The 12,557-nt window shown below is 38.9% G+C and carries 6 protein-coding genes; 1 reads left to right on the top strand and 5 read right to left on the bottom strand.

Annotation, left to right across the window (positions count from 1 at the left end):
* Positions 1-37: 37 nt before the first annotated feature.
* On the bottom strand, positions 38-1,987 hold the full coding sequence (locus B5X76_RS17130; protein WP_139375369.1) for a KUP/HAK/KT family potassium transporter: 1,950 nt from the start codon (positions 1,985-1,987) through the stop codon (positions 38-40).
* Between the two features lie 210 nt (positions 1,988-2,197).
* Here B5X76_RS17130 and B5X76_RS17125 point away from each other — a divergent pair, with 210 nt between their 5' ends.
* Positions 2,198-2,614 (top strand): T9SS type A sorting domain-containing protein, encoded by a 417-nt coding sequence (locus B5X76_RS17125; protein WP_079645020.1) that lies wholly within the window; start codon positions 2,198-2,200, stop codon positions 2,612-2,614.
* Between the two features lie 152 nt (positions 2,615-2,766).
* Here the strand turns inward: B5X76_RS17125 and B5X76_RS17120 are convergent, their stop codons facing one another.
* The 4 genes from B5X76_RS17120 to B5X76_RS17105 all read right to left on the bottom strand — a co-directional run bounded on the left by B5X76_RS17120 (position 2,767) and on the right by B5X76_RS17105 (position 12,467).
* Complete coding sequence (locus B5X76_RS17120) at positions 2,767-3,216, bottom strand: retropepsin-like aspartic protease (RefSeq protein ID WP_079645019.1); 450 nt, start codon at positions 3,214-3,216, stop codon at positions 2,767-2,769.
* A gap of 210 nt (positions 3,217-3,426) precedes the next feature.
* Positions 3,427-4,365 (bottom strand): malate dehydrogenase, encoded by a 939-nt coding sequence (locus B5X76_RS17115; RefSeq protein ID WP_079645018.1) that lies wholly within the window; start codon positions 4,363-4,365, stop codon positions 3,427-3,429.
* A 637-nt stretch (positions 4,366-5,002) separates the two neighbouring features.
* The gene (tamL, locus tag B5X76_RS17110; RefSeq protein WP_245801081.1) at positions 5,003-7,315 is read right to left on the bottom strand and encodes a translocation and assembly module lipoprotein TamL; all 2,313 of its coding nucleotides are present in this window, start codon (positions 7,313-7,315) and stop codon (positions 5,003-5,005) included.
* Positions 7,305-12,467, bottom strand: coding sequence for a translocation/assembly module TamB domain-containing protein (locus B5X76_RS17105; RefSeq protein WP_245801080.1), 5,163 nt, complete (start codon positions 12,465-12,467; stop codon positions 7,305-7,307). The genes tamL and B5X76_RS17105 overlap by 11 nt, the downstream gene beginning before the upstream one ends.
* Positions 12,468-12,557: the final 90 nt, after the last annotated feature.

The raw sequence follows: 12,557 nt of genomic DNA, 5'->3' as shown, positions 1-12,557 counted from the left end.
GCGTTTAGCACGCCGACTTTCTAACTTTTCTTCTGTATTATTTTAACCTTCTTAACTTAATGTTTTCGGTGTTGGGAATGTTTAGAGGGACGCGTTCTAACGTCACAAAACTACTGTCAAGCCCAAAGCCTTTTTCTTCACTTAAACTGAAATGTTTAAGTATTTTGTAGATTTCCATAATGATACGGTCACCCCAGCTTAAGTCGGATGTTTTAGTGAAGACTTTTTCTAAAACAACAAAATTGAAATCACCTGCAATTTTATGTTTCTTTAATGTTTTATATTGACTGGTGATATCTATTTCTCCTTTATTTACCATATCCTCGACAACTTTGCGGAAAAGTAAACTGATCTTTTGTTCTTCTCTGAATCCAAGTTTAAAATCAATACGGATAAGCTTTCCTGGAATCAATTGATTGACTTTATAATCTCTACCGTGAGGGGTATCCAGAACATCCACATGGACTAACCAATAGACATCGGCGCGTTTTGGTTTTTTATTGATAATGGAATAAATAATTTTTGTCTCTATCTCTTCTACGTTGTTGGCACTGGTCAAATAAACCAGTTGAGAAGCAAAAGTCGGTACCGATGTGTCTTCACTCAACTCAGAGATGATCGGGTAGTAGGTTTTAATATCATCAAAACGCACATGCATATTCTTTATTTTGCGCGCTCTGTACCAAGAGAACATAACGGTGAATATGGTAAAGGCAAGTATTAATGTTAACCATCCACCATGCGTTATTTTAACTCCATTACCTGTTAAAAAGGCTAATTCAACCGTGAAATAAACAATTGCGAAGAGTACAATCCATACTTTGTTTACGCGTTTTCGGAGCATGAAAAAGATCATTAGTATGGTCGTCGACAAAAATGTCAGATTTATAGATAACCCGTAAGCGGCTTCCATATTACTTGATTTTTGAAAGACAGCAATAACCAGCATACAGCCTATAAACAAAATGAGGTTGATGGAAGGTACATAGAGTTGTCCTTTCTGGTCGCTAGGGTATCGAATAGCGACCTTAGGCCAGATGTTGAGCCTTACGGCTTCTGATATCAATGTGAAAGAGCCTGAAATCATGGCCTGGCTAGCAATGATTGCGGCTATAGTTGCTATCGTAATTCCATAAATTAGGAACCAATCAGGCATAATTGCGTAGAAAGGGTTGTGCTCGCCGATAGGGGTTCCCTCATGCATAATTAACCAAGCTCCCTGACCAAAATAATTTAAGATAAGGGTCAGCTTAACATAAATCCAACTAATGCGTATATTGGATTTTCCGCAATGTCCCATATCGGAGTAAAGTGCTTCTGCACCCGTAGTACAAAGGAAAATAGCACCTATAATAAATAAAGCATTGGGGTAGTTGATTATGGTTTCGATAGCGTAATAAGGATTTATAGCCTTGATTACTTCTGGTGCATAATGTATGTAAGAGAATCCTAACAATCCGATGGTTGTAAACCACACGAGCATTAAAGGACCAAAAACTCGGCCTACGATAGAGGTGCCAAAACGTTGGATGAGAAATAATAAGGAGATAATAATTACGACAACAGGTACCGTAGGAAAGGATGGATTATGTATAGCCAATCCCTCGATAGCTGAGGAAATCGTAATGGCGGGAGTAATCATACCATCTGCGAGCAGGGTAGAGGCACCGATGATAGCCGGTATAATCAGCCATTTGGCTTTTCTACGTACCAGGGAATAAAGGGAAAGTATGCCCCCTTCTCCTTTATTGTCGGCATTTAGGGTAATCAGGACGTACTTGATGGTCGTTTGCAACGTCAACGTCCAAAACACACATGAAATGCTCCCTAAAACGAGGTCTTTGTCGATGGTGCCTTGGTTAAAAATTGCTTTGAAAACATAAAGTGGAGAAGTTCCAATATCTCCAAATATGATTCCTAAGGAGATGAGTAAGCCGCCCATACTGAGGCGATTCAATGTGTGTTTATGGTCTGAGCCCATAGTCATTATTTACCGTGTTACTATTAAATATGGTGCCAATATAGAGCAAAATCTTGACGTAACGAATTTTCTTGTTAAAAATTGTTAAAAGCAGAAAATATATATAATATCATGCACACTTAGCTTTTTAAAAAACTAACTTTGTATTAGGAAGTTTGATTGGTATTGATTAGATTTGATTAAACCATTTCCAATTGTGTGTTGTCTAAATTAATAATGAAAGTAAATATCCTTAAATACGCGAAAATAATGTACACTAGCTTTGTCTTGCTAGCGTGTGTACATACTGCCCATGCTAATATTGGCGGTAGCGTTGGGTATGAACTGGTCGGCGCATCTGTCTCGGCCGGTAAAGATGACGCCGCAGAGAAGGTAGTGACCAATGTAAAAGTGATGTACAATCCGGTTGCAGAACAGATAAGTGTTTCATTCAAATTGACTAAGCAAAGTAATGTTGCTATAAAGTTAATGGATGCTTTGGGTAATGAGGTCTTGAATCTGTCAAACTCTACACTGGATGCAGGTAATCAAAACCTTTCTTTTGAAACCGAAGGTAAGGTGTCTCCTGGGTTTTATTTTGTACGTGTCGGATCTGGTACGGAAACTGTAGTAAAACGAATCTCCATTCGCTAGGTTACCCCTCCCCATGTTATTTTCAAATCTTTTCGAGGATATTACTATATAAATCTGCCTTTACACGCCGTATAATTGTGTCGTAATATAAAAGCGAATTTTGTAGCTCTCCTAATCCATTTAGATTCTTTTATATAGGAAATATAGATTGACTATTTGTAGGCTTGTTTTCGTCTGTGTTTGTTTAAAGTAAGGGTTCTTTTTTTGTAATTGATTATTCCTCCATACTGTAGTAAAATGTCTCCTCCTAGTACCCCAATAATAGGAGATATCCCCATTTGGGTATAAGCATAATTAATCGTTGATAAGTCTAATACAGCAACTTCGATGGGGCTACACAACCAGTCGGCAATGCTGAAGTTCTCTAGATGGAAAGTGTGACTTTCCATCGCATTGGTACCTAAACCTGTCGAAAGTATATTGGATGTGATGAGTGCAGTCTCTGTCATTCCTGCTTGAAACAACATACTTTTGTCAAAGACTGTTTTGCTCGCGCCCGTGTCAACTACCATTTTATGAATGGTGTCAAAAAGTTTGACCTCTACTAATATGTGATAGCCTTGCTGTTCCAATGCAAGGATGTGTAATGGGATGGTGTGCATATATGTTTCTTAGAGGCTGTCTAAAATTCAAACTACCACGTCTTCCCGAAATCGGGACAAGTAATCGAACAAAACGTAGTGTAGTCGAGACCCCCCGAGGGGCTCATCATAGATTACCGTTCCGAGATTCCGCCAACTGGCGGAATCTCCATTTTGCTACGCTAAAGTATACATTGTGAGATCGCTCCTATGGTTTTATAGTCTGGTAAATTAGATTATATTACTGTCTTTAAGCACAGCGTTCATGTTCCTTACGGCTTCGGCACTTGCTTTAAATGCTTTTTGTTCCTCATCATTGAGTGTCAGAGGCACGATTTTATCCCAACCTTTTTTGTTAATAATAACCGGGACACCAATATTAAGATCTTCTTCATCCATTTCACCTTCTAAGTATACCGATGCAGTAAAAAGTTTGTTTTCATTTAGGACTATACTCTTAACCATCGCTGCAGTTGCAGCTCCGGGAGCGTACCAAGCCGAAGTGCCTATTAACGCAGTTAAGGTGGCTCCACCTACCATTGTCTTTTTTATGATATCAGCTTGCTCTTCATCAGACAAGAATGTACTGACAGGGATACTATTCCAAGTTGCTTTACTAATTAATGGTATCATGGTCGTGTCTCCATGACCGCCGATGACAATAGCATTGAGATCTGAAGGAGACGCATTTAGCTTAGAAGCTAATTGGTATTTAAATCGAGCAGAATCAAGTGCTCCTCCCATTCCAATGATTCTGTTTTTCGGTAGGCCACTTGTCTTTAGTGCAAGGTATGTCATGGTATCCATTGGGTTGGATACGACTATAATAACAACTTCTGGAGAGTGTTTTACTAGATTTTCAACAACAGACTTTACGATGTTGGCATTGGTTCCTATCAATTCTTCTCGAGTCATGCCAGGTTTACGCGGGATACCGGAGGTGATCACCGCTACGGTACTACCTGCAGTCTGGCTATAATCATTGGTAACACCTTTTATTTTGGTGTCAAAGCCAAGTAATGCTGCCGTTTGCATCATGTCTTGGGCCTTACCTTCAGCGACACCTTCTTTAATATCTAGTAATATAACTTCTTCTACAAAATTACCTCTTGCTATATTATCTGCGGTAGTGGCTCCTACGGCTCCTGCTCCTATGACTGTTATTTTCATACTTTTGTTTTTTATCGATCATTTAGAATAAATGACGTAATCGTGTTTATATTAAGTAGTTTGAAAAGACTTTTGACAACTAGATCAACATTCGCTTGATTTCAATAACTAAATATACTTAATATTAATCGTTTTAAAAAGCTCTTGAACAAAACTTTAATGAGGCGTCTAAAAAGTAATCAATCATCGTCATCGCGGACCTGAGGAACAGCCTATTCCAAGAATCGGAAACGGTGTGGCAGTCTTTTGCTTAAATACAGATTGGTTTGCTATGCATCTGCCTTCGGTAGTCGTCATTCTTTATCGATAAGTCGGTACAAGCTCTACCAATGACAGATTACGATGAGCTCGCAAGCTCGGTTTGGAAACTATGTCGTCTTCTCGACCGAAGTGGAGAGATCTAGAAGCTATATATTAACCCCATACAGTTTGTAGACCTCTCTATTACAATCGAGGTGACGTTTACTATCATTAAAACTCCGCTGTGTTTGTTAAAAACACTTACCTATCGCAAAGACGAGAGTTTCGACCTATTTAGACAACCCCACTAACATCATGAAAAACGTTCTTGATGTTCTTTAAAGAACAAACACTTTCAGATAAAAATAAATTGAACTGCCAATAGCAGGATAACAATTTAGAAAGGATACCCAATCGCTAAGTTGAAAATCAAATTATCTTTTCGCCATTTGGAACTTCTTAGATCAATATCTTTAAATACCCAACGATCACCCTTAGGTAGATACGGTACACGGAATGGCATTGCGAAATCTGTACGAATAATCAGAAAATCGAAGTCAAAACGTAATCCAGCACCACCACCGACTGCGAGTTCGGATAAGAATTCTTTTGATAATTTTCCTCCGGGTTTGTTGCTATCAGCTCTTTGTAACCACACATTCCCAGCATCTACGAATGCTGCCCAATGAACAAAACCGGCAAGCTTAGAGCGATACTCGGTATTTAATTCAAGCTTATAATCGCCCGTTTGATCGGCAAAGAAGTTGTTTGCTCCAATATTTTCGGGCGCGGATGAGCCAGGTCCAACCGCTCTTGCTCTAAATGCTCTTAAGCCGTTTGGGCCTCCTGTATAATATTGTTTTAAATAAGGTAATGCATAGGAGTTACCGTAGGAATAACTCGTTCCTATCATAAGTCTTGATGCTAATTGAGCGTCTTTACCTAATTTCATATAATGTCTGAAATCGCCTTCAATACGGACGAACTGGCTATATACGGTCCCAAAAAGGGTGCGTATTTCATCATTCTTATAACTTGCACCTTGAATTAAACCTAATACATTACCCGAGAGATTTATCCCACCTTTGAAGTAAAAGGTGTGTTTAAGGTTTTGGTCCATCGAATTCGTAAAGGTATAATTGTAGTTTGGACCAAAAGAAAATTGTGGGTCAACGATACGCTTTAATGTGGGAACCGTATCCATCTGCGCCTGGTACTCGGCAGATATATTTCGAGGCTGTACATAAATAATCTCAGCTAAGGTAAGATCATGTTGTTTTTGGTCGTTTTCTTTCCACATGTATCCGTAGTTCAGCGTAGACGAGTTGAGCACATACGCCGTTCTTCTATTTAAGAACTCGTAACCCAGTTTCAAATACGTTTTAGGTATGTAACGTTTGGATGGGGCCCATTTGTAGGGTGATAACAAACGAGGCCATGTAATTCCTACTTCGGCTCCGTATCTGTAATAGGCAGAGTTTAGGTTGACCTTTCCGCCCGTTTGGGTTTCGTAGCCTCCGAAAACGTTAAGTGTGACAGTTTCAGCACCCTTAAAAGCATTGCGTAATGTCCAAGTTACGTTGGCCTCTGAACCATTGTAGACTGTGGCTGTCTTCCCTAAAATCTCAAAGCGTAATGATTTCTTTGGAAGAGGCGTAAGATAATAGTAAATATCCAGCGTGTTGACCGAATCCGGATTGTTCTCAAAATTGTTTTTTACGAATTTGAAGGTATTGAGATTAACCAAATGATTGATCGTCTGATTATGATCGTGACGATTATAGAGTTCACCCTTCTCAAAGAAGATATGATTGGCTAATACCTTTTTACGGAAGGTGTTTTGCGGATCAATGAAATAGATGTTATTGTCATATAGTTCCATATTACGCGGATTCCTTCTTGTGTAGCCTGAAGAGCCCAAGGTGTAATTGGGGTAAACGTAAATATTTCCAATACGTTGAGGTTCCTTAGCTTGCGCGGTGGTCTCTGGCTTTATGGTTACAAACATGTCTACCTTATGACTACCAATGGTGCTATCGACTTCTACTAAAATATTATCGGGGTTGAAATAATAATACCCTTTATTTTTTAGTTCATTATCAATTCTTTCGCGTTCGCTGATAATTGCATCTAGGTTATAATTGGAGCCTACGGTCAATAAAGATCTGTCCTTTACTTCAAAAATATCACGACCAATATGAGATAGAGAATCCATACTGTATGATAACGAATTAATCCGATAAATCTTTCGAGGCACACCGGTATAAAGTACGCTTGCATACTTACCTTTTACAACGGTATCGGAGCTTACTGTAGCGTTGAAAAAGCCCAGATTTTCCATTCGGTTTCGTAATAGGTTTTCGTTGTATTCTCTATTTACAGTCCCTAGCAGAACGGGTGCTTCGCCTTGTTTTTTTAGCCAGTTACGCACTAAGTTTTTGGAGGTATCATAACCGCCTCCCATATTCCAGAACAAAAGCTTCCAAGGGACTCCTAATGCTTTTTTGTTTGGTTTGGGCATGAGTAGCGACGTGAGATGTTCTTCAAAAGCAATCTTTCGCTCAGGACTCGATACGCTATCCATCTTTAAAACGACTTCTCCTCCTGTATATAAGTGTTCACCTTCGGCGATATATTTCGTCGAATTGCATGAAAATACGAGCGCGATAAATGCGAGTAATGCAATAATGGGAACGATTCTATTGTTCATCTTGTTTCCTTTCTTCTTCCTCATTTCGGATAGCTGAAATTGCTTTTTCAGTTTTTACTCCCTTATTGGTACTGTCTTTTTTATTTTGAGTTGAATCTTGACCTTTTTGTAGGCGTTCTTCTTTTTCTCGTTCTTGCATTCGTTTACGAAACTCAGGGCTGTGTATCATTAGACTGTCCCTTACAACGGTCCGTACACTATCGCGATATACAGAATCGGTCTCCATGCGTTCGACATTGAATCTCTTTCTAAAGTTACTATTATCACTATTATAGTATTGTTCGAGTGCTTTTGAACTCATGAACAGTTCTTTAAATCTGTTGTAGCTCATATTGATGATAAAACCTATACCGGTCTCTACAAATTGGCCTTGAAGAGTCGCTTGATATTGATTTTTACGGTATACCCGTGCAAAATAGCGCCCATCTTTTGATAATTGGTAATCAATTGAGATATCTCCAGCGATATTGTTAGGTTTTTCACCTGGACGGGTATTGCCTTCTACCTCAAAGTTAGAACCTACCGTGATCTTTAACCGATCATCAAATAGCATTTTGGAAATACCCACGTTCAGATCTGTACGGTTTTGCCCCGAACCTGTTAGATAATCTTGCTCAGATTGTAGATTGAAATCTAGTTCGACGCCCTTGATTAAGTCTGATGCTAGGCTGTTTAACTGGCCGGAAAGAAAGGAACTTACAGAGCTACGAGCCATACCTTCGACACCTCCGCCACCTGAAAGACTTTCAAAAGGATTGGACGACATAAAACGGCCCATGATAATCAGTGAGAAAACCTGCTTGTTCAGTTCGGCTGGGTCATCACGAAGAGCAGCAAGACCAATATTAACTTTAGAAACCACATCCTGTGATACAATAGCATTGTTTTCGTCTAAGTCGATGTCAAATCGGATATCCGGTTTGAAGAGTTCACCTGAAAGAATTAATTTCACATTGAAAGGTACTCGTTGTTTATATAAATTCTGGCTTTCAGTACCAATTTGATTGCTGACTAATTCTAGGGTCGGGAATCGACCTTTATAAATGGCGGTGATATCCATGCGGGCATCTAATGGATCTCCATTCCAAGTGATCGTGCTCCCTTTCTCAAAGTCGAATTCTTTTTTGATTGGACCAAAGTTGAACGAGTAATTCCCTTTTTCAACGGTAAATGTTCCGGACATTGTTATTTTTTCACTGGCATCAATCGCTGTATTGAGTTCTGCGATACCTTGGATATTCAATGCATCTTGTGAACCCTCGTCAATGATTATTTTAAATTTTGCTTCGCGATCTGTACTTAGATTTAGTGCAAGATCCATTCCTGAAAACTTGGTAGCAGTAGTCATGGAATCGAGTTTGGCAAAAATATTTGCTCGTGTAGTATCACTTTTATCAACAAACTTGACAACCCCTTCACGGTCTGCAATCCCTGGATTTTCATTTGGGACAATAAAGACAAAGTCGGTGTTTTCATTCGCCCGTACATCGCCATCAATAACGGGTTTGTTTATATCTCCAGTGATTCTAATATTAGAGGTAATGTTTAATTTTCCGTAAAACAAATCATTGTCTTCTCTAGTCGAATTTACTGCTGCAAAATTCTTTGTCGTCAAATTGAGGTTGAAAGCAAAGTCTGAATAGTTTTTGGTTAAAATAGTGCCGTTTAATTTAGCCTGGTTACCTTTCATGTCATTAAGTGCAAACTGACGGAAAGCAATTCCCTGATCATTGAAGATAATTTTTTGATTATCCATCATTAAATCGGCATTTAACATGGATATGTTCATTCGAGCTTTATTAAAAGTCAGATCACCCAAAATCTTTGGTGCGTCCAAACTTCCACCAATACGTAAAAGACCATTTAGATCGCCCTCGCTATTTTTTAAGTATCCCATACTGAAGGCTTCGATGGTTTTGATTTTAAGTGGTTTTAGCTCTAACGTAGCATTGAAACTGGCTTCGCCTGACGGTGGAGATATATATTCTCCCAACAGTTGTACATTGTTCCCATTTTCGGTTACTTTAACATCTGCCGAGTAGGTGTTTTCTCGCATGTTATCCACTTTGACTAAAATATTTCCAACAGTGTCTTGTCCAAAATAGAATTTTTGGATTTCCAAATCCGAGACAAATACAGGGTTGCTTTCTAAACGAGATATCGTCGCCGCACCATTTATGCCTCCTCCGAAATTCAACGTTTCAGATTCCAGCATATTAGATAGTGTTTCTATTCTAAAGTTGTTAAAAGTCAGGTTGATAGGTGAATTTAAAGTGCTGTCTTGAGATTGAATCATAAACTCTTGACCTTTATAACTTAATTTGAAATCTTGTGCGCGAATACCATCTTTGCCAAAACTAATCTGATTTGCGGGAGATATATTCCACTTATCATAATTCAACATGAGACCGTCTTCAAAGAGACTGAGCATATAGTTGCTCTCATCTACACTCATTTTTGCACCTAAATGATAACGGTCTTTTTGTGCCTTGTCCTTGATCCAAAGTCCAAAATCCAAATTGTTTTCAATTATTTTTCCACTGAGCACGGTGTTATTCAGCTCAATGTTATCGACCTTAATCTTATTAATAAGCGTAGAGTAGTACATTGTACTATCTACGGTGATAATATCTAAACCAACATCTCGAACTTCAATACCATCGTATATTAATGTCGGGGCGATTAGTTTGGCCATTATGCTTTTCTCTTGACTATTAAAATTCCCATCCAGTGAGATATCGTCCATTTTTTCAAGTCCCGGGAAGAAATCTCGTAGGAATCTAGAGTTGTTTAATGTGGCTGAAAATTCGAAGTTCTGATTTTCGTATTTTAATTGTTGCGCAGGCTCATTTTTAGGGTTATAGTAAATCCGGGCAACATCCTGTAAAGAAGATGAGAGCTCTGTTAATTTGTATTTTCCGACTAAATGGGCCCGAAGAAATTCTGATTTTAGAATGAGCGTGTTACGGTTGGTATCCGCAGCGGCTGTGATGGATATGGTATCTAAGGCATATCGAGCATCGTTGTACGCGATTGATGATTGTGAGACAATCAGGTTACCATTGAGATGATTGAGATCGGCCGTTTTTAAATCTAGATTTACCTTTCCATGGTAACGGAAATTGTCGTCCATGAGTTTGAGATTTTTTAGATTGACAGAGTCAATCATTAGTTCGGCTTTTACTTGTGGATATTGTCCTTGCATATTGGCAGCCATATCCAAATTGAATTTAATATTTGGGTCGCTAGAGTTTATATTTCCAGCGATGTCTCCATTTTTAGCATTTAGATCGAGACGGATATTTCGGTATTGGTAACCGAGGGCATCTACTCGATTTATGGTGCCATTAATAGCTGCATTCATTGACTTTGGATCTAAACCTTTGCCCTTTACCTGTGCATCTACCGATATTATTCCTAATGTAGAGTCTTGGTTGAGCAAATGCCCTAGATTGAAGTCTGCTATGGAAAGTGTAGCATCGTAAGTTGTATCTTTTCCGGCCATATTGAGATAGCCATTGACGGTCGCATTGCCCTTTTCTGTCAAGAGACTCATATTTGCATCAAATCCCCTCATGCCGCCCTTAAAGGTGCCCGATAGCGAAATAGAATTTGGGAATTGAACCGCCATGTCTTTAGGCAATATAGATTTAGCAATTAGTCTATCGAGATCTTTCTTGCTCGTGGTTAGTTTTTTCAGGTTAAGATTTATGAACAACTTGTCCATATCGGGGAGCCCCTTTATATCTGCACTGGCTGAGATGTTCGTGTTATCTAATGTTCGAAAGTCTAAAGAGGGGATATGTAGATCATTTAATTTTCCAGTGATGCGACCCTCCAGATAGAATTTTTTAGTCATTAGAGGTTGCATGACATCCATTTGTTCGAGATCGGGAACAAAGAAACGGATGTCCGACATATCAATCTGCGTCTTTTTTACTTTGGCATCTATCGATAATAAAGCAGGGTTCTTCGCAGCAGCATCTAAGGAAGGGTACGATATTTTGAAGTAATCGCGGATAATGGTATTAGGGGTTTCTGCCAATAAATTTTGTATGGTGGCGCCTGTATTGGTGTAAACAAAATCGGCTTTTAATCGTTTTAAATAGAAGCCAGAATGGTCCTTGGCTGTTAAGTTTTGTAATGAGCCGCTAATAGAATCTGCGGAATAATGCAATTGATCGAGTGCACCGGCAAGGTCTGTTATTTTGATGTTAAAATAATCGAAGCCTTTCATTCGGGCTTGATTGTCATCTCTAAAAGCAAAATTTGTTTTATCTATAGCTAGTTTTTCAGTCGATACTACCCAGTTGACAGAGCTACTGTCAGAATTTGGATTTTCCTTTTTAATGGTTTTTCCAAACGTGACATACGAATCGGATTGATTGAGAATAACTTCACGAAGTTTCACAACTTCATTGTTGAGGTCTATGGCATCTACATTGGCAGATAGATTTTTGATATCAAACTTGCTATCCATTGCTGATGAAGCGTCTTGGTAGCGAACAAAGATGTCTTTCAATTGGATAAATTCTGTTCCAATATTTGGAAGCAATGCCGTAGCATTAGTGGAAGAGTCTGTGATTCCAAAATCTTCTGCTTTTAGAGCAGTGTTTTCTGTTGTTGGTGACCATTGTTTAATATATGCTGTAAGCCCTTCTATGTTTATTTTTGGCATGTCGAAGGTCATGTTGCTCTTTAGATCAAAGGTCTTGATTCGGGTGTCAAAATGCTTAAGCCAAATATCTGCCGAAGTGCCTATCATATCGTCGGCATAGGCAAAGCGGATCCGATCAAAGTTGACTTTGTCAATGTTGAAGATAAGGGCAGACGAGGTATCGGGAGCGGTTACCGTACTCTCTTTTTCAGAGGTAAAAGCCTTTAGTATATAGTCAAAGTTAAATTGACCATCTGGAGCAGATCGATTTATCTTAGCAGTTATACCTTCTAGATCCAATTCTTGGATCTCAATAGTGTTTTTCAATAGCTTTAGCATATTGATATCCACCATTAATTTTTCGCCAGCGATTAAAGTATCTTTGCTTTGGTCTTCAAAATAGATGTTTTCCAAGACTAGCTTTTTGGGGAAAGTAATATTGACATAACCAATGTTTACCGGGGTGCCGATCTTGGTCTCGAGATAATTTGCCACTTTACCCGCTATGTAGTTTTGAACTGACGGAAGGCGAATTAGAAAGATGAGTAAGAGGACTAAAGCTATTACTGAACCAAAAATCCATAG

Source organism: Sphingobacterium nematocida, from assembly GCF_900168125.1.
GTDB classification, from domain to species: Bacteria; Bacteroidota; Bacteroidia; order Sphingobacteriales; family Sphingobacteriaceae; genus Sphingobacterium; species Sphingobacterium nematocida.
The sequence above is the reverse complement of the archived record's forward strand: the minus strand, read 5'-3'. Positions and strand labels throughout refer to the sequence as shown.